We start from the raw sequence: 16,227 nt of genomic DNA, 5'->3' as shown, positions 1-16,227 counted from the left end.
AGCCGATGATCGGTGTCGAATGTTACCGTCGACGATGGTACGCCACGGCCCCATGCAGCATCGCGTCGCCATCCGCGCCGATATTCCCGCAATCACCGACCTGATGGCGCGCGCATCGGACGCGTTGCAGCGACCGTTCCTGACCCCGGCGCAAGTGGCGGCAAGCCGACATTTCATGGGCCTCGACACCCAACTGATCGCCGACGGCACCTATTTCGTGATCGAGGACGCAGGGCGGATCGTCGGCTGCGGCGGGTGGAGCCGTCGCGCGACGCTGTTCGGCGGCGACGCGAGCGCGGTCGCGCGCGAAACGCGGCTACTCGATCCCACGCGCGATCCGGCCCGGGTGCGGGCGATGTACACCGACCCCGATCGTGCCCGACGCGGGATCGGCCGGCGGATGCTCGCCGTCTGCGAGGATGCGGCGCGGGCGGCGGGGTTCACGCGGGTCGAACTGATGGCCACGCTGTCGGGCGAACCGCTGTACCGGGCGTGCGGCTATGTGCCGATCGAGGCGGTCATGGCGGCGGCGGACGGGATCGAACCGGTGCCGATGGTACGGATGGGGAAGGGTTTGAGGTAACGCGCCTCTCGATCGTCATTCCCGCGAAGGCGGGAATAAATAGTCGCTAGTGGACGTGAGTCTCAGGATGTTCAGCGACTATTGATCCCCGCCTTGGCGGGGATGACGAAGGAATCGGCAGGGACGACGGATGAGAGCGTCATACCGCGAACCCAAGCCCGCGCAGTTTCGCCCGCAGCTTGGGCGCATCCTCGAACAGGATCGCGTGTATGCCGATCGCGCTTGCGCTCGCCACATTCACCGGATTGTCGTCGACGAATACGGCCTCTGCCGCCTTCAGCCCGAAGCGGTCGAGCGCCAGGCGGTAGATGGCCGGGTCCGGCTTCACCAGTTTCTCGTCGCCCGACACGACGATGTCGCGGAAGCGGTCGAACAGGTGCGCGTCGCGGGCGCGCAATTCGGGGAAGAACTCACCGGAAAAATTGGTGATCGCAAAGAGTGGCACCCCCGCCGCATCGAGATCGGCGACCAGGTCGTGCATTCCCGCGATCGGCGCCCCGATCGATTCGAGGAAGCGCGGGCCCCACTGATGGATCAGCGCGGCGTGCTCGGGAAATTTCGCCGCGAGCTCAACCGCCGTCTGCGCGAACGGGCGACCGGCGTCGTGCTGGAAATGCCAGTCCTCGGTCACGACATCGCGCAGGAACGCGTCGAGCGCCTCACCCTGGGGGATGAGGCGCTCGTACAGGAACCGGGGGCTCCAGTCGTAGAGGACCTTGCCGACGTCGAAGATGACGGCGTGTGGGGTGACGGTCACTCGGATCACCCTCCCCGGGGCCGGGGCCCGACACGGGAGTTAATTCCGTGTCGTCGGTCGGCGCCTGTGGCGCCGCCGGCCGGGCTTCGGCTTTCGCGGACTAGCTGCGCTAGTCCAGCGGCCTCAGCCCTGACGCGCCTTGAAGCGGCGATTCGTCTTGTTGATGACGTAGATGCGGCCACGGCGACGGATCACGCGGTTGTCCCGGTGACGGTCCTTGAGGGACTTGAGCGAGTTGACGATCTTCATGGCTGCGGGTGCCGCTTCTTTGATTTGATGGTTTCGGAAAAATGAGGCGCCCGCCTATAAGCGGGGGTCGGCGAAGTCAAGGACGAAGCGGGGCGTGACCGCGGCCCGTGGGTCACGTCGCGCAACGACTATTATCAAGGAACCTGACCCGTCATGCCCTTCATCTGCGCCGTATTCACTGCCATCGTCGCCCTGCAGCCCGTGGCTGCCGCCGATGCCCCCTTCACTCCCGGCGGGACGATCGGCGTCGAGCGCCCCGCCCCGCCGCGCGACCGCGGCGCTGCGGCCGCCGATGGCGCGACCGCGGAAGCGATCGAGAGCGCGCTGGTCGATGCCGGCTTCACCGTCATACCGTCCGCGCGCAACGCGCGGCATGTCGCCCGGTACACGCTGACCCGCGTGGCGAAGGGCTCGGCGCTGGCCAAGGGCGCCCGCTCGCCCGCCATCGGGATGCCCGGTGGCGTCAACGGCATGGGCGCCGGCGTGTCGATCGCGCTGGGCGGCGGCAAGATGAACGTCGGCACGATGGTCGAGACGCAGATGGCGCTGACCATCACCCGCCGCGGCGAATCGGGGCCCGCGTGGGAGGGCCGCGCGGTGACCTATGGCGTCACCGGCACGAGCGGCGACGATCCCGCAACCGTCGCGCGAAAGCTCGCCGCCGCACTCACACGGAACTTTGCGGCCCCTTCGGGCGTGTTGGTCAGCGTACCATGAAAAAGCACATCGCCCTTCTCGCCCCCGTCGTCCTCGCGATATCCGCTTGCGCGACGACCGGTCCCCGCAGCGGCCCGACGGATGTCGTGCGCTATCACCTGAATCAGCCGATCGCACCGGGAACGGTCGCGGTCGAACCGTTCAACGGTGCGGCGCAGATCAGCCCGGAATATCAGCTGTACGCCGATGCCGTGGCGGCCGAACTGTCGCGACTGGGTTTCACGCCGGCACCTGCCGGAACGCCGTCGCAGTATTTCGCGACCGTCGGGTTCAACCGCGCGTCGCGTGGCGAAGTCCGCACGCCGCCGCGCTTCTCGATCGGCATCGGCGGCGGCAGCTTCGGCGGTGGGCGCGGTGGTGGCGTCGGTCTGGGCGGCGGGGTCAGTACCGGCATCGGCGGCAAGACGCTGCAAGCCTATTCGACCGAACTGGCGGTACAGATCAAGCGACGCAGCGACGGCACGATCGTGTGGGAAGGCCGCGCGCAGCGGCCGAGCCTGTCCGGACCCGACGAACAGCCCACGCTGGTCGCCGGACGGATGGCCAACGCGTTGTTTCAGGGGTTCCCCGGCGAGTCTGGAATTACTACGACGGTGAAATGACCATCACCGTTTCGGCCGCTTTCGACAGCGGCGCCATCCGTGTCGTCGGGGTGGAGGAGGACGTCGTCCGCCTCGAAATCCCCAACGATCACCTCTCCGATTTCTATCAGTGGTTCCACTTCCGCGTCTCTGGCGCGCGGGGGCGGACGGTTACCTTTCGCATCGAGAATTGCGCGGGCTCGGCCTATCCGTTCGGCTGGCCGGGCTACAAGACGCGGGTATCGACCGACCGGCTCGACTGGGTCGTCGCGGACGACACGGCATATGACGACGGCGTGCTGACGTGGACGCATCATTTCGACACCGAACTCGCCTGGTTCGCCTATTTCCAGCCCTACACGCTCGACCGCCACGACGCGCTGGTGGCGGAGGCCGCGCTGGCCCCGGGCGTCACCCACCGCGAGCTCGGCCAGAGCCTGGACGGGCGTGCGATCGATTGCCTGACGCTAGGCACCGGCGCCAAGCAGGTGTGGCTCTACGCACGCCAGCATCCCGGCGAACCGATGGCCGAGTGGTGGATGGAAGGCGCGGTCGAGATGCTGACCGACAGTGACAACGCTGTCGCACAGGTGCTGCGCGAGAAGGCGACGATCCACCTCGTGCCGAACATGAATCCCGATGGGTCGTTCCGTGGCCACCTGCGAACCAATGCGGCGGGCGTGAACCTCAACCGCGAATGGCACGCGCCCAGCCGCGATAAGAGCCCGGAAGTGCTGTGCGTTTTGGGCGCGATGGACGAAAGCGGCGTCGATTTTGCGATGGATGTCCATGGCGACGAGGCGATCCCGGCGAATTTCCTGGCCGGCTTCGAAGGCATCCCGTCGTGGACCGATGCGCTGGGCGCGAAGTTCACCGATTTCGGCCGCCGGCTAGAGGCGCGGACGCCCGATTTCCAGACGGCCAAGGGCTATGACAAGGCGGCGCCGGGCCAGGCTAACCTCAGCATGTCGACCAACCAGCTGGCCGAACGGTTTGGCGCGGTGGCGATGACGCTGGAGATGCCGTTCAAGGATCACGATCCGAATCCGGATGCGGTCCATGCGTGGGACGGCGAACGGTCGAAGATGCTGGCGGTCGCGTGCCTCGAAACGCTCGCCGACATGATCGACGAAATCTGACACATCAATTCCTCCCCGAGCTTGTCTCGGGGAGGGGGGTGGAATTTACGTCAGCACCTCGCTCAGCAACCCAACCGCTGCCGCCCAGCTGCGGCGATCGGCCTCCGCCCGGTATCCGAACCCCGGTTTATCCGGCGCGGTCGGGTCGGTGAACGCGTGGCCGGTTCCCGAATAGGCCTGCAATTCCCACCGCGCCCCGGCGGCGGTCAGTTCCTCGCCCAGTGCGACGACGCTGGCCGGGGGCGCCAGCGGGTCGTCCCAGCCGTGACACACCAGCACCCGCGCTGCGATCGGCGTCGGACAGGCATAGTCGGGCGCGTCGAAGATGCCGTGGAAGCTCACCACGCCGCGCACCGCGGCGCCCGAGCGCGCCAGGTCGAGGACCGCCTTGCCACCGAAGCAATAGCCGATCGCCGCGCATCGCGCCGCGTCGACCTGGGGCAGCGCCCGCATCGCCGCCAAACTCGCGTGTAGTCGATCGCGCAACAGGGCGCGGTCGGCGTTCAGTGCGTTCATGTAGACCGCCGGATCGGGCGATTCGCGCGTCGTCCGCTTACCCTCCCCGTAGAGATCGCAGACGAAGCCAACGTAGCCGAGCGCCGCAAGTTCGGCCGCCTTGTCATCGTCCAGCGCCTTTTGCCCGAGCACGTTCGGCACGACCATCACGCCCGCTCGCGGGCCGGTGACGGCATCGTCCCACGCGATCGTGCCCGCAAACGGACCGCCGGGACCGTCGTAGACATGCGATTTCGTCTGGATCGTCACCGGCACCTCCAAAATTCCGTTCGCCCCGAGCTTGTCGAAGGGCTGTCCTTCTTCCTATCAGCAGGCGCACACGAAGAAAGGCAGGGCTTCGACAGGCTCAGCCCGAACGGAAAGATAGGAAGTTCCACATGCCCACGCTCGTCCTCATCCGTCACGGCCAGTCGTCGTGGAACCTGGAAAACCGCTTCACCGGCTGGTGGGATGTCCAGCTGACCGAGCAGGGCGAGCGCGAGGCCTGGGCGGCGGGCGAGGCGATGAAGGCGGCGGGGCTCGACTTCGACCTGACCTTCACCAGCTTCCAAACCCGCGCGATCAAGACGCTCAACCTGGCGCTGGAGGCGATGGGCCGGTTGTGGCTGCCGACCGAGAAGTCGTGGAAGCTCAACGAGCGCCACTATGGCGGGCTGACCGGGCTGGACAAGGCGGAGACCGCGGCGCTGCACGGGGACGAACAGGTCAAGATCTGGCGTCGCAGCTTCGACGTGCCCCCGCCGCTGCCGGCGGAAGGGTCGGCCTACGACCTGTCGAAGGAAGAGCGGTATCGCGGAATCCCGATCCCGCAGACCGAGAGCCTGAAGGATACCATCGCCCGCGTCCTGCCCTATTGGAACGAGCGGATCGCGCCAGAACTGGCCGCGGGCAAGCGCGTGCTGATCGCCGCGCACGGCAATTCATTGCGCGCGCTGGAAAAGCATTTGTCGAACATCTCGGATGACGACATCACCGGGCTGGAGATTCCGACCGGCCAGCCGATCGTCTACGAACTCAATGCGGAACTGAAGCCCACCGATCGCTATTACCTCTCCGAGAGGAGCACGGCACATGGCGGACAAGAAGGGTAACGGCAGCGAGACGGCGCAGCGCGCGAACGCGAAGGCGGCCAAGGAGGGCAAGAGCAACCCGCGCAAATCCAGCGCCGCGCAGGCGGAGCTGGGGAAGAAGGGCGGCAAGAGTCACTAGCGGTCCTCCCCGCATGGCGGGGAGGGGGACCGCCGCGGAACGCGGTGGTTGAGGGGGGCTTCCGCAAGCGACTCGCTCGCGGCCCGCCCCCTCCACCGGCTTCGCCGGTCCCCCTCCCCGTACCGGGGAGGATTTAGATCAGCCCTTGAAACCGCCGCGCATCGTTTCGCCGGTGTCCTTGCCGAACTGCACGATCAGCTCGCCGATCTCGCGCGCCTGGGTCATCGCGCGACTGCTCTGGTCGCGCAGGTAATCGCCCTGGATCTTCATCACTTCCGAAAGGTCCTTTGCCTGCGTCGCGGCACGCATCGCGGCAAACGCCTCGCGGACGTTCTCCTCGGCCTGGTCGAGCATCTTGGTGCCGACGCTGGCGCCGTTGTCGGCCATCCGCTCGCCGGTCGCCTTCATCGCTTCGCCCGCCGCCTGCATCTTCTCGGTCGCGGCACCCGCGGCCTGCTGCATCTTGTCCGTGGCCGCGCGCGCGGCCGAACGATCGTCGCTCATTGAACTGCTCCCATGGAAATTGGCGGCCCGACGCCGCCTCTCCATAACGCTCAACATTCGACGACGTTCACCGCCAATCCGCCCTGGCTGGTTTCCTTATACTTCGACCGCATGTCTTCGCCGGTCTGGCGCATCGTTTCGATCACCGCATCCAGGCTGACGACGTGGCTGCCGTCGCCGTGGAGCGCCAGATAGGCGGCGTTGATCGCCTTGATCGCGCCCATAGTGTTGCGTTCGATGCAGGGGATCTGGACGAGGCCGCCGATCGGGTCGCAGGTCAGGCCGAGGTTATGCTCCATGCCGATCTCCGCGGCATTCTCGACCTGCGCCGGCGTTCCGCCCAATGCCGCGGCCAACCCCGCGGCGGCCATCGAACAGGCGACACCGACTTCGCCCTGGCACCCCATCTCGGCCGCCGAGATCGACGCGCGCTTCTTGTACAGGCTGCCGATCGCGCTAGCCGTCAACAGCAGGTCGCGGCTGCCGCGTCGTGTCGCGCCGTGGACGAAGGTCTCGTAATATTTGAGCACCGCCGGGATGACGCCCGCCGCGCCATTGGTCGGCGCGGTGACGACCCTGCCCCCGCCGGCATTCTCCTCGTTCACGGCCAGCGCCCACAGGCTGACCCAGTCGAACACCGCGCTGGGATCACTCCGCGGTCCGCGATCGGCGAGCTTGTCGTGGATCGCCTTCGCGCGACGCGGCACTTTCAGGCCGCCGGGCAGGATGCCGTCGGTCGCGATCCCGCGGCGGATGCTGGCCAGCATCGCGTCGCGCACGCGATCGAGGAAGGCGTCGGTCTCGCATTCCGATCGCCACGCCGCCTCGTTCTCGCGCTCCAGCTCGGCGATCGAACAGCCCTCCGCCGCCGCCAGCGCCAGCATCTGTGCGCCCGACGAGAAGGGGTGGGGCAGCGACACGTTGGCGCGTGACACCTCCTCCCCTTCCGCGATGATCGCGCCGCCGCCGATCGAGTAGTAGCGCCGCACCTCCGCGCTGCCGTCCGCGAAGCGCGCGACGAAGGTCATGCCGTTGGGGTGCGCGGGCAGGAACTCGGGATCGAAGACCAGATCGGTCCGCGGGTCGAACGGCACGTCGAGGCTGCACGCGAGCCTCAGCACCCGCCCTTCGCGGATGGCGGCCACCATCGGTGCGATCGCGTCCGGATCGATCGCCTCGGGCGCCCAGCCCGACAGGCCGACCAGCACCGCGGTGTCGCTGGCGTGACCAAGGCCGGTCAGCGCGAGACTGCCGTGCAGCGTCGCGGTTACCCCAACCGGCGCGCGATCGACCACGCTTTCGGCAAAGGCCTTGGCCGCACGCATCGGCCCCACGGTGTGCGAGCTCGACGGGCCGATGCCGATGGTGAACAGCTCGACTACGCTGATCGGGCGGTCGACATTGGCGCGGACGGACAGGCTGGGTTCGGTCATGGGATATACCTAACGCCGTTCGCCCTGAGCTTGTCGAAGGGCTGCCCTTCTTCGTGCCGCGAGCGCTTGTGGCGCAAAAGAAGGACAGGGCTTCGACAGGCTCAGCCCGATCGGATGAGGGTGCAAACCTAAGCAATAGTCTCGAAAGTTACTATCCCGCCGCGCGATTGTCCGCTTCACCGAACGCCGGCGCATCGGGCGGGATCGCCGCGCCCGACCAGCGTTCGACCGCCACCGTGCGGCGCACGCCCGCCGCGTCCAGCGACCGCTGGATCAGCGTCACCCCCTGCTGCGTCGTGTCGCCGATCCGCGCGCGGGTGCGGACCCAGAAGGTGTTCGATCGGAACGAGGCGCCGGGCGGCAGCGATACATTCTCCGCCGAGAGGTCGTCGAGCGTGAGGTAGCCCTTGCGCGCCCGCGTGCGGAACAGCCGGTCGGCGACGGCGGGGTCGCGGAACAGCAGCGCCAGCACCTCCGGGGTCGCGGCGTTCAAGTTGATCGCGGTGTCGCCGGGCAGCGCGGTCACCAGCCCCTCCAGCCTGGAGAGCGATTCGGGCGGCAGGCCGGCGAAGCGCAAGGGCCGCAGGTCGGTGAAGGGCCCGTTCAGCCGGACCGCCTCGACCGCCTTCAGCGTCGTGTCGCGGTCGACCCCGGCGGCAGCAGCGATCTGTTCGAACAGGATGACTGCCGACGCGCTGCCCGAGCGCAGCGCGTTGACGTTGAACCGCCCCTCCGCATCGGCGATCGCCAGATCGAACGTGCCGCCGTCGATCTTGGCGCCATTTTCCGCCAGCGTCGCCCAGGGCTCGCCCGCATTGTCGACGTCGGGCGCGACGATCGCGTCGCGACGCAGCGCGGCGATCGCCGACAGCTCGCCGCCCTTCACGACCGCCGCCGCCCGCGCCGCCTCGCGGACGCGCAGCGACCGGTCGAGCGCCAGTTCCTCGCGCTCGATCATCAGGAGGACGAGGCCCGCCGCGATGGCGACGAACATCAGCACGTTGACCAGAATCATGCCGGAGTCGCCGTCGCGCGCCATCACGTCACGTCCTTGGCACGCGCCGGCAGTGCGACGACGCGGCGGATAGTGCCCGACGGGGTGCCGGCCAGCGTGACTTCCAGCTCGATCGCACCGGGCCACGCCTTGGGGTCGCTCGCCGGCCAGCGTTCCAGCCAATTGCCCCGCTCGGCAAAGCGCCAGCGCACCCCCGACACGCCGCCGAGCAACGCTTGCGCGCCATTGCCCGCATCGCGCACCAGGACGCCGCGATCGAGCGCATAGCGGACCGTAATCGGCACCCCGCCGACGCCGGGGGCGGCGCGGCGGAAGCTGATCGCAGGGCCGCCGCCTGCGACATTCCCACCGGCGACCTGTTCGAGGTCGCCGGTGACGACCAGCACCGCACGTTGCAGCGCGCTCAAGCGATCGAGCCGGGCCGACGTGCGGCCCTGTACGCCCAGCACGCTATCGACCAGCGCGACGCCCGCCACCGCGATCAGTGCGAACAACAGCAGCGAGATCAACAGCTCGATCAAGGTGAAGCCGGCGTCGTTGCCCGCGTCCTGTCGTCCCCGCGCAGAGGCGGCCCCATCTCCCGGACCGTTCGCCGCGCGCGAGCGGGAGATGGATTCCCGCCTGCGCGGAAATGACGGGGGGCAAATCACCTCACGCCCCCCGGCTGGTCGCGACGCTCCGGTATCCGTCGGTGCCGGCAAGCAGAATCGCAAGATCACGCGAGCAACTGCCGTCGGCGCGGAAGCGGACGGTGCCGGTCACGCAGGGGAAGCCGTCACCCGCTAGCAGCCCCTCGCGGCTGAGCGTGTTGGCGTTCCGCAAGGTCTTCGCGATCTTGGCTGCGTCATACGCCAGCGCCGTGATCGCGCCGGCGGAGCCGCCGATACGCGCCTCATATTCGGCGGAGAAGCTGCCGAACGCCGCGGGATCGGGCGCGGCGATCCACGCGCCCTCCAGCGCGGCCAAAGCCGAGGGCCGGTTGTCGAGCGCCTGCACGGTACCGAGCAGTTGCACGCCCGTGTCCTTCAACCCGCGCGCCGCCGCCAGCACCGCATCGCCACTGCCGGGGATCAGCACCGCATCGGGCGCCTCGCCTGCGGCCGGCAGCGGCTGGCCCGCGGTCACCGCGATGGCGCGGATGTCGAGGCCGAGGTCGCCCTGCGCCTTCACAGCGGCTTCGGACGCGGCGTTGCTCCACTGGCTGCCATCGCCGACGACGGTCACCCGCCGCACCCCGCGCGAACGGGCGTAGCGCAGCACCGCAGTCGTCGTCTGGGTGGGCGTAAGGCCGAAGACATAGGCCCCCGACGCTTGCGCCGCGGCATTGTTGGTAAAGGCGATGACCGGCACCCGGCCGGCCACCGCGGTCGCGGCGGCGGTCGCTTCCCACGACGTCAGCGGCCCCAGGATCATTGCCGCGCCGCGCTTCAATGCCTGCGCCGCCGCCGCGCTGGCGCCGCCTGCGGTGCCCGCAGTGTCGAGCGCGAACATCAGTTTCGCATCGGTTTCGGCAAGCATCGCCGCACGGCTCATGCTAAGCCCCAGCGCGCTGCGCTCGCCGGTCAACGGCAGCAACAGCGCGACGGGCCGCTTGTCGAGTTTCTTCGCGGCCCACGAAGGGGTTACCGATGACGCCGCTGATACGACGAGGCCGGATCGCAGAAGCTTCAGAGCGTCCCGACGGTTCACCAATACCCTCCGATATCCCGCGCCTTGCCGCGCGCCGCCGTCTTATCCGCTTCACCGCGCTCGGGATAGCCGCTTACGCGGTCGCCATGGTCGCGACGATCCCGGCGGGTGCGATCGTCGATCGCGGTGCGTGGCGAACCGGCATCGGGGGTACGGTATGGAACGGCGAGGTGGGCCTTGCCGGTGGCAGCGTGCTGGCGTGGAACTGGGCGCCCTTGCGCAGCCTCGTCAGCCTGGCGTTCGCCGTCGACTGGAGCGCGAAGGGCGCGGCGACCAATCTCGGCGGTCGCGCGCTGATCGGCCCGGCCGCGACCACTGTCGATGCGATGACCGGGTCGGGCGACGGGACGCTCCTCCAGGCGATCCAGCCCGACCTGCCGTTCGTCTGCGATATGACGCTGCAGCTCGATTTTCCGAGGGCCAAGCTGGGCGGCGATGGGCAGATGATCGCGGGGCAGATGCTGACCGATCCGGGCAGTTGCCGGCCAAAGGCGGGCGGCGTCGCCACGCCGGTGCCCGCACTGGTGCTGACCGCAGACCATGTCGGCAATCGATCGACGCTTCGACTTGCGCCCGCGACGCAGCGGCGGCGGACGTTACTGACGATGGTGCTCGGCGGGGATGGCACGGTCGAGGTCCAGCTGACGCCCGAAGGCGCGGCGGTGTTGCCGTTCGTGGGGCTGCCGCCGGGCGGGAGTTTGAAAGGGAAAATCTAAAGGTCCTCCCCGCTCGCGGGGAGGGGGACCGCGACGCGCAGCGGCGTGGTGGAGGGGACCCTCCGCGAGCGAATCGGCTGCGGCCCACCCCCTCCACCAGCCTGCGGCTGGTCCCCCTCCCCGTGCCGGGGAGGATTTTCTAAAGCGACACCAGATTGTTCAGGTTGATGATCGGCAGCAGGATCGCCAGCACCATCATCAGCACCATCCCGCCCATCAGCAGCAGCACCATCGGCTCGACCAGCGCGACCAGCGTTGCCGCCAGCGCATCCAGTTCGCGATCGAGTTCGCTCGACGCGCGGCCGAGCGCGGGGGCGAGTTTGCCCGAGCTTTCGCCGCTCGCGACCAGCGCGGTCAGCATCGACGGGAAGACCGCGGCTTCCGCCATAGCGGCGCGCAGCGACAGGCCTTCGCGCACCCGCGCGGCGACGGTCAGTGCACGCTCACGGATGTAGCGGTTGGGCGTGACCGCGGCGGCGGCCTGAAGCGCCTCGACCAGCGGCACCGCGCTTTCGACCAGCGTCGCGAGGCTGCCGGCGAACCGCGCGGCATTGTGCTGGCGGCTGAAACGCTTGAACGGACGGCGCTCGGCGAACGTCCGGTCGAGCTTCAGGCGGTTGGCCGGTACGCGCAGCCACCGACCGGCGACCAGCCCCGCCCCGACCAGCGCGAGCAGCAGGACGAGGCCCCAGTTCTGCAGGAACGCCGACACCGCGATCAGCGCGCGGGTGAGGAACGGCAACTCCGCCCCGCGCGACACGAACACACGGACGATGTCGGGAACGATGTAGATCATCAGCAGCACGATGATGCCGACGGACACGGTCGCGAGCAGCGCGGGATAGATCAACGCCAGTTGCAGCTTCTGTCCGTTCGCCTGGCGCGTTTCGACGAATTGGGCGAGGTGGCTGAGGACATGCGTCAACCGCCCGCTATTCTCGCCCGCCGCGACCGAGGCGCGATAGAATTCGGGGAATGCCTTCGGGTGGTTGCCCAGCGCCGCGGCAAAGCTGCGCCCGTCGAGGATGCTGCCGCGCACGTCGAGCAGCAGCGCGCTGACCTGTTTCGCCTCGGATTGCTGCGCGACCAGCCGCAGCGCTTCCTCGACCGGGATTTCGGAACCGATGAGCGTCGCCAGCTGGCGGGTGAGCGTCGCGAGTTGCCTCGAACTGACCCCGCGGCGGAAGCTTGGCAGGCTGATGCTGCCCGTCGCCGCCGGCCTGACCCCGGCGGGCTCGACCGCGAGCGGCAGCAACGCCTGATCGCGCAACATCGCGCGGGCGGCGGGCGCTGAGGAGGCTTCGATGACACCCTTGCGGGTCGCGCCGGAGCGATCGGCTGCGCGATAGGCATAGGCGGGCACTAAAAATCCTCCCCGGCACGGGGAGGGGGACCAGCGAAGGCGGTGGAGGGAGCGCGCCACAGGCGACATCCCTCGCGGAGGACCCCCTCCACCATGCTGCGCATGGTCCCCCTCCCCGTGCCGGGGAGGATCTGTGCGCCCCCCATCACCCTTCGTCCCGCGTCACGCGGGCGACTTCCTCGACCGTGGTCATGCCCGCCTTCACCTTGACGACGCCGTCGTCGAGCAGCGACGGATTCTTCGCCCGTGCCGCCTTTTCCAGTGCCGCTTCGCTGGCGCCGTCGTGGATCAGTCCCTGCAACTCGGCATCGACCGCGATCACTTCGTACAGGCCGTCGCGCCCGCGATAGCCATCGCCGTGGCACGCCTCGCACCCGACCGCGCGCCACACCGGATCACCCGCCTGCAATCCACCGCCCAGCATCGCGGCATCGGCGTCGGTCGCGACGTCCTGCTGGCGGCAATCCGGGCACAGCCGCCGCACCAGCCGCTGTGCCGCCAGCCCGACCAGCATGGGGGCCAGCAGATACCGCTCGACGCCCATGTCAAGCAGCCGCGTGATCGATCCGACCGCGCTGTTGGTGTGGAGCGTCGACAGCACGAAATGCCCGGTCATCGCCGACCGTACCGCGACCTCCGCCGTCTCGTGATCGCGGATCTCGCCGACCATGATGACATCGGGGTCCTGGCGCAGGATGGCGCGCAGCCCCCGCGCGAACGTCATGTCGGTGCGCGGGTTGACCTGCGTCTGCGCTACGCCGGCGAGTTCATACTCGATCGGGTCCTCGACCGTCATGACGTTGCGCTTGCGGTCGTTGAGGCGGCTGAGCGCGGCGTAGAGCGTCGTCGTCTTGCCCGAGCCCGTCGGCCCCGTCACCAGCAGCATCCCGTGCGGCCGATCGAGCAAACGGCGGACGGTGTCGACGTCGCGCGCGCTCATGCCCAGGCCGGCGAGATCGAGACGCAGCGAGCCCTTTTCCAGCAGGCGCATCACCACGCGCTCGCCATGCTGGGTCGGGATCGTCGACACGCGCGCATCGACATCGTGTCCGCCGATCCTGAGGGTCACGCGGCCGTCCTGCGGCACGCGCTTCTCGGCGATGTCCAGCTTCGCCATCACCTTGATGCGGCTGACGAGGAGCGGCGCCAGCGCGCGTTGCGGTTCGACCACGTTGCGCAACACGCCGTCGATGCGGAAACGGACGACCAGGCGTTTCTCGGTCGTCTCGACATGGACGTCCGACGCGCCTTCCTTCACCGCCTCCAGCAGGATCGCGTTGATGAGGCGAATGACCGGCGAATCATCGTTCGAATCGAGCAGATCGTCGATCGGACCGACCGAATCGGCAAGCGCGGCGAGATCGGTCGCGTCCATCTCGAACTCGGCGGCCTGCGCCGCACCCTGCCCATAGGTGGCCGACAGGGCGGCGTCGAAGACCTCGTCGCTGACCGCGGCAAACGCGACCGCCGGGTGCAATCGCTGCACCTCCAGCAACGCATCGAGCGCGGCGTCCGCGCGGTGGAGGCATTCGCCCCCGCGCAGCAGCACCCCGCCCTTGCGCGCGAAGCCGTAGGGCAACAGCGCAGGCGGGGCGATCGTATCAACGATCAGCGTGTCGGTCATCCGCGATACTCGATCTGCGCAAAGACGCGCGCCGGAGTCGGCCGCTTCTGAATGTCTACGCGGGTAGCGGCGAGCGTCGAGGTGCGCGCGATGTCCGCCATCCAGTTGACCACCGCATCGTACGGCGCATCCGCAACGGTCGCCCGGACGCCGGTCGGGGTCGCCTCCACCTGCACCTGCAGACCGAAGGCGGCGGCGGACTGGGTGACGATCTCCGCCGCGGTGCCGGTGCGCTGTTGCGGGCCGGTCGCCTGGGGACCAAGCGCAGGCGCGGCGTGCACGCGCGCCATCAGCGTCTCGTACGTGCGGATATCAGCGAACGACTCGGCGCGGCTCGCCTGGATCGGCTTCACGACGCCGAAGACCAGGATCGCGATGGTCAGCAACACGCCGAGCGCGCCGACCAGCACGCGTTCGCGCGGGGTCAGGCCGATCCACCATACGCGCATACGCTCGACGGTCGGGTGTTCGACGATGCGGATCAGCCTCATGCCAGCGGACTCGTGATGCGCACGCCGCCATCGATCGGCGCGACCGCAGCGTCGATCCCGCCGCTCGACAGAGCAGTGCGGACGCGGCCGGCAAAGCCGGGGTCGGTGCTGTCGAGATCGACGATCAGCGACATGCCCTCGGTCCGCATCGTCCGCACCGACAGGTCGGCCCCGAGCGGCGCGAGCGCGCCCGACAGCCGCGCGGCGGCACCCAGGAACGGGTTGGCCCCGCCCCCGGCACCGGGGCGCGGCAACAGGTCGGCGACCGCACTGGCCAGCCCATCCTCGGGCAACGTGGTGCCCGGCGCTTTCGCCGCGATCAGGTCGCGCGTTTCCGCCGCCCGCGCATCCGCGATCCCGCGCAGCGCCACCGTGTCGAGCGCGGCGATCACGACATGCGCGAGCAGGCCGAGAACGGCGACCGTCGCCATCCTGCGCCAGAATCCCGTCCCTGTCCGCCGCACCGCATAAAGGCCCTGCCGCAGATCGAGCGCGGGCGCGAGCAGCCGCCGCGCAAGGGGGTCGAGTGCCAGCACATCGGCGCTGTCCGCCATGTCGGCCGGAAGCGCGGTGCCGTACGCGATGGTCCGCGGCTTCCCCGCCGCCTCCCACGCGGTGCGCAGCAACGGTGCGGGGATGGCGAAGCCGGTGCCGTCGCCGGCGCGGACCAGCGCCCGCGTCTCGCCCAGTTCGACCGCCCATTCGCCTGTCGCGGGCGGCGGCAGCGCAAGCGCGTTCGGAACCAGCGCGGCATGGCCCAGCCCTTCCGCTTCGATGCGCGCGATCCATTCGGCCATCCGGTCGTGACGGACGACGCCGACCAGAAAGCGCCTCGGGCTCAGCTCGATGCCCAGCGCCAGGTGCACGCTGTCGATCGGCTCCGCGATCAGATCCTCGACCGCGAACGGCAGCGCCGCCAGCCGCTTCGCGCGCGTCGGCAGCGGCAGGTCGACGCCGAGCAGCCGCACCGCCTCGCCCGGCACGAGTACGGTAGCGGGCCCATCGCCGTCCGCCGCGACCAGCGCCTCCCCGGTCAGCGTCCAGACGCCAGCGGGTCCCGACGCGTCGAGGCTGGCGTGCCGGGCCGGTTCGACTGTAACATGGGTGTCACGCGTGGTTATCATGGGCGAGCGAATGCGCATTCTTTTCCGACAGTTTCGTGACACCGTGGCAGCGTGGAGCCGTGCCCGCAAGCCGGCGAACGACGTATCCGTGCCTGCCGGCGAAGCGGGCGTGACGCTGGTCGAGATGATCGTCGTGCTGGTCATCATCGCCGTCATCGCCGGGATGATCGTCAGCACCGGCATCCTGAGCCGCCCAGACCAGGCGCGCGTCACGACGACGACGACCGATATGCGCACGATCGGCGCAGCGCTGAAGATGTACCGGCTCGACAACGGCGACTATCCGACGACCGCACAGGGACTGAAGGCACTGGCGGAGAAACCGACGACTCCGCCGGTCCCGAGCAACTGGAACCCCGAGGGCTATGTCGGCGAAGCGCCCAAGGACGCCTGGGGTCGCGACTACATTTATGTGGCACCGGCACCGGGCGGCTTTTCGCTGAAATCGCTCGGCAAGGATGGAGCCGAAGGCGGCGAAGGCCTCGACGCGGATATTGTGGCGGGTCGGTGAGCGGAG

At 68.9% G+C, this 16,227-nt stretch carries 20 protein-coding genes; 8 read left to right on the top strand and 12 right to left on the bottom strand.

Annotated features, from left to right (window positions below):
• Nucleotides 1-52: 52 nt before the first annotated feature.
• Nucleotides 53-583, top strand: a complete 531-nt coding sequence (locus ASE86_RS13555) for a GNAT family N-acetyltransferase (RefSeq protein WP_056427993.1) — start codon at nucleotides 53-55, stop codon at nucleotides 581-583.
• A gap of 139 nt (nucleotides 584-722) precedes the next feature.
• Here the strand turns inward: ASE86_RS13555 and ASE86_RS13550 are convergent, their stop codons facing one another.
• Nucleotides 723-1,340, bottom strand: a complete 618-nt coding sequence (locus ASE86_RS13550) for an HAD family hydrolase (protein ID WP_056428992.1) — start codon at nucleotides 1,338-1,340, stop codon at nucleotides 723-725.
• A gap of 123 nt (nucleotides 1,341-1,463) precedes the next feature.
• Nucleotides 1,464-1,589: a type B 50S ribosomal protein L36 gene (gene ykgO, locus ASE86_RS13545; protein ID WP_055755695.1), complete on the bottom strand. Its 126-nt coding sequence runs from the start codon at nucleotides 1,587-1,589 to the stop codon at nucleotides 1,464-1,466.
• A gap of 153 nt (nucleotides 1,590-1,742) precedes the next feature.
• Here ykgO and ASE86_RS13540 point away from each other — a divergent pair, with 153 nt between their 5' ends.
• Genes ASE86_RS13540 through ASE86_RS13530 form a run of 3 tightly spaced genes read left to right on the top strand, consistent with a single transcriptional unit; the run spans nucleotide 1,743 to nucleotide 4,026 of the window.
• The gene (locus tag ASE86_RS13540) at nucleotides 1,743-2,306 is read left to right on the top strand and encodes a hypothetical protein (RefSeq protein ID WP_056427990.1); all 564 of its coding nucleotides are present in this window, start codon (nucleotides 1,743-1,745) and stop codon (nucleotides 2,304-2,306) included.
• Nucleotides 2,303-2,908 carry a DUF4136 domain-containing protein gene (locus tag ASE86_RS13535; RefSeq protein WP_056427987.1) on the top strand — a complete coding sequence of 202 codons (606 nt, stop codon included), beginning with the start codon at nucleotides 2,303-2,305 and terminating at the stop codon, nucleotides 2,906-2,908. The genes ASE86_RS13540 and ASE86_RS13535 overlap by 4 nt, the downstream gene beginning before the upstream one ends.
• Complete coding sequence (locus tag ASE86_RS13530) at nucleotides 2,905-4,026, top strand: M14-type cytosolic carboxypeptidase (protein WP_056427985.1); 1,122 nt, start codon at nucleotides 2,905-2,907, stop codon at nucleotides 4,024-4,026. The genes ASE86_RS13535 and ASE86_RS13530 overlap by 4 nt, the downstream gene beginning before the upstream one ends.
• Nucleotides 4,027-4,071: 45 nt before the next feature.
• Here ASE86_RS13530 and ASE86_RS13525 read toward each other — a convergent pair whose 3' ends face one another.
• Complete coding sequence (locus tag ASE86_RS13525) at nucleotides 4,072-4,791, bottom strand: dienelactone hydrolase family protein (protein WP_056428989.1); 720 nt, start codon at nucleotides 4,789-4,791, stop codon at nucleotides 4,072-4,074.
• A 128-nt stretch (nucleotides 4,792-4,919) separates the two neighbouring features.
• Here ASE86_RS13525 and gpmA point away from each other — a divergent pair, with 128 nt between their 5' ends.
• Both gpmA and ASE86_RS16325 read left to right on the top strand, forming a co-directional pair.
• A complete protein-coding gene (gene gpmA / locus ASE86_RS13520; protein WP_056427982.1) occupies nucleotides 4,920-5,633 on the top strand; it encodes a 2,3-diphosphoglycerate-dependent phosphoglycerate mutase in 714 nt (237 codons plus the stop codon).
• Nucleotides 5,614-5,751 (top strand): hypothetical protein, encoded by a 138-nt coding sequence (locus ASE86_RS16325; protein WP_200911554.1) that lies wholly within the window; start codon nucleotides 5,614-5,616, stop codon nucleotides 5,749-5,751. Before gpmA ends, ASE86_RS16325 begins: the two co-directional genes overlap by 20 nt.
• 138 nt (nucleotides 5,752-5,889) lie before the next feature.
• Here the strand turns inward: ASE86_RS16325 and ASE86_RS13515 are convergent, their stop codons facing one another.
• The 5 genes from ASE86_RS13515 to ASE86_RS13495 all read right to left on the bottom strand — a co-directional run bounded on the left by ASE86_RS13515 (nucleotide 5,890) and on the right by ASE86_RS13495 (nucleotide 10,392).
• On the bottom strand, nucleotides 5,890-6,255 hold the full coding sequence (locus ASE86_RS13515) for a phasin family protein (RefSeq protein WP_082441931.1): 366 nt from the start codon (nucleotides 6,253-6,255) through the stop codon (nucleotides 5,890-5,892).
• Nucleotides 6,256-6,305: 50 nt separating this feature from the next.
• The gene (locus ASE86_RS13510) at nucleotides 6,306-7,688 is read right to left on the bottom strand and encodes an L-serine ammonia-lyase (RefSeq protein WP_056427979.1); all 1,383 of its coding nucleotides are present in this window, start codon (nucleotides 7,686-7,688) and stop codon (nucleotides 6,306-6,308) included.
• A gap of 151 nt (nucleotides 7,689-7,839) precedes the next feature.
• Nucleotides 7,840-8,727: a general secretion pathway protein GspK gene (locus ASE86_RS13505; RefSeq protein WP_056427976.1), complete on the bottom strand. Its 888-nt coding sequence runs from the start codon at nucleotides 8,725-8,727 to the stop codon at nucleotides 7,840-7,842.
• Nucleotides 8,727-9,314, bottom strand: a complete 588-nt coding sequence (locus ASE86_RS13500; protein WP_082441968.1) for a type II secretion system protein GspJ — start codon at nucleotides 9,312-9,314, stop codon at nucleotides 8,727-8,729. Before ASE86_RS13500 ends, ASE86_RS13505 begins: the two co-directional genes overlap by 1 nt.
• 40 nt (nucleotides 9,315-9,354) lie before the next feature.
• Nucleotides 9,355-10,392 carry a penicillin-binding protein activator gene (locus ASE86_RS13495; RefSeq protein ID WP_056428981.1) on the bottom strand — a complete coding sequence of 346 codons (1,038 nt, stop codon included), beginning with the start codon at nucleotides 10,390-10,392 and terminating at the stop codon, nucleotides 9,355-9,357.
• A gap of 86 nt (nucleotides 10,393-10,478) precedes the next feature.
• Between ASE86_RS13495 and ASE86_RS13490 the strand changes: the two genes are divergently transcribed.
• Complete coding sequence (locus tag ASE86_RS13490; RefSeq protein ID WP_056427970.1) at nucleotides 10,479-11,108, top strand: hypothetical protein; 630 nt, start codon at nucleotides 10,479-10,481, stop codon at nucleotides 11,106-11,108.
• Nucleotides 11,109-11,247: 139 nt separating this feature from the next.
• Here ASE86_RS13490 and ASE86_RS13485 read toward each other — a convergent pair whose 3' ends face one another.
• The 4 genes from ASE86_RS13485 to gspL all read right to left on the bottom strand — a co-directional run bounded on the left by ASE86_RS13485 (nucleotide 11,248) and on the right by gspL (nucleotide 15,710).
• The gene (locus ASE86_RS13485; protein ID WP_056427967.1) at nucleotides 11,248-12,471 is read right to left on the bottom strand and encodes a type II secretion system F family protein; all 1,224 of its coding nucleotides are present in this window, start codon (nucleotides 12,469-12,471) and stop codon (nucleotides 11,248-11,250) included.
• Between the two features lie 145 nt (nucleotides 12,472-12,616).
• A complete protein-coding gene (locus ASE86_RS13480; RefSeq protein ID WP_056427964.1) occupies nucleotides 12,617-14,095 on the bottom strand; it encodes a GspE/PulE family protein in 1,479 nt (492 codons plus the stop codon).
• On the bottom strand, nucleotides 14,092-14,586 hold the full coding sequence (gene gspM / locus ASE86_RS13475; RefSeq protein ID WP_056427961.1) for a type II secretion system protein GspM: 495 nt from the start codon (nucleotides 14,584-14,586) through the stop codon (nucleotides 14,092-14,094). The genes ASE86_RS13480 and gspM overlap by 4 nt, the downstream gene beginning before the upstream one ends.
• Nucleotides 14,583-15,710: a type II secretion system protein GspL gene (gene gspL, locus ASE86_RS13470; RefSeq protein WP_082441930.1), complete on the bottom strand. Its 1,128-nt coding sequence runs from the start codon at nucleotides 15,708-15,710 to the stop codon at nucleotides 14,583-14,585. Before gspL ends, gspM begins: the two co-directional genes overlap by 4 nt.
• Nucleotides 15,711-15,720: 10 nt before the next feature.
• On the opposite strand from gspL, the gene gspG reads away from it, so the two are divergent.
• Nucleotides 15,721-16,221, top strand: coding sequence for a type II secretion system major pseudopilin GspG (gene gspG, locus ASE86_RS13465; RefSeq protein ID WP_056428976.1), 501 nt, complete (start codon nucleotides 15,721-15,723; stop codon nucleotides 16,219-16,221).
• Nucleotides 16,222-16,227 lie beyond the last annotated feature (6 nt).

Origin of the sequence: Sphingomonas sp. Leaf33 (genome assembly GCF_001421785.1) — a bacterium.
GTDB lineage: Bacteria > Pseudomonadota > Alphaproteobacteria > Sphingomonadales > Sphingomonadaceae > Sphingomonas.
The sequence above is the reverse complement of the archived record's forward strand: the minus strand, read 5'-3'. Positions and strand labels throughout refer to the sequence as shown.

What these genes read in the sequence shown, in the direction of transcription:
- gpmA (WP_056427982.1), top strand. Translation starts at nt 4,920, where the DNA reads ATGCCCACGCTCGTCCTCATCCGTCACGGCCAGTCGTCGTGGAACCTG.
- ASE86_RS13510 (WP_056427979.1), bottom strand. Translation starts at nt 7,688, where the DNA reads ATGACCGAACCCAGCCTGTCCGTCCGCGCCAATGTCGACCGCCCGATC.
- ASE86_RS13515 (WP_082441931.1), bottom strand. Translation starts at nt 6,255, where the DNA reads ATGAGCGACGATCGTTCGGCCGCGCGCGCGGCCACGGACAAGATGCAG.
- ASE86_RS13505 (WP_056427976.1), bottom strand. Translation starts at nt 8,727, where the DNA reads ATGGCGCGCGACGGCGACTCCGGCATGATTCTGGTCAACGTGCTGATG.
- gspG (WP_056428976.1), top strand. Translation starts at nt 15,721, where the DNA reads ATGCGCATTCTTTTCCGACAGTTTCGTGACACCGTGGCAGCGTGGAGC.
- ASE86_RS13490 (WP_056427970.1), top strand. Translation starts at nt 10,479, where the DNA reads ATGGTCGCGACGATCCCGGCGGGTGCGATCGTCGATCGCGGTGCGTGG.
- ASE86_RS16325 (WP_200911554.1), top strand. Translation starts at nt 5,614, where the DNA reads ATGGCGGACAAGAAGGGTAACGGCAGCGAGACGGCGCAGCGCGCGAAC.
- ASE86_RS13540 (WP_056427990.1), top strand. Translation starts at nt 1,743, where the DNA reads ATGCCCTTCATCTGCGCCGTATTCACTGCCATCGTCGCCCTGCAGCCC.
- ykgO (WP_055755695.1), bottom strand. Translation starts at nt 1,589, where the DNA reads ATGAAGATCGTCAACTCGCTCAAGTCCCTCAAGGACCGTCACCGGGAC.
- ASE86_RS13555 (WP_056427993.1), top strand. Translation starts at nt 53, where the DNA reads ATGCAGCATCGCGTCGCCATCCGCGCCGATATTCCCGCAATCACCGAC.
- ASE86_RS13530 (WP_056427985.1), top strand. Translation starts at nt 2,905, where the DNA reads ATGACCATCACCGTTTCGGCCGCTTTCGACAGCGGCGCCATCCGTGTC.
- ASE86_RS13535 (WP_056427987.1), top strand. Translation starts at nt 2,303, where the DNA reads ATGAAAAAGCACATCGCCCTTCTCGCCCCCGTCGTCCTCGCGATATCC.
- ASE86_RS13480 (WP_056427964.1), bottom strand. Translation starts at nt 14,095, where the DNA reads ATGACCGACACGCTGATCGTTGATACGATCGCCCCGCCTGCGCTGTTG.
- gspL (WP_082441930.1), bottom strand. Translation starts at nt 15,710, where the DNA reads ATGATAACCACGCGTGACACCCATGTTACAGTCGAACCGGCCCGGCAC.
- gspM (WP_056427961.1), bottom strand. Translation starts at nt 14,586, where the DNA reads ATGAGGCTGATCCGCATCGTCGAACACCCGACCGTCGAGCGTATGCGC.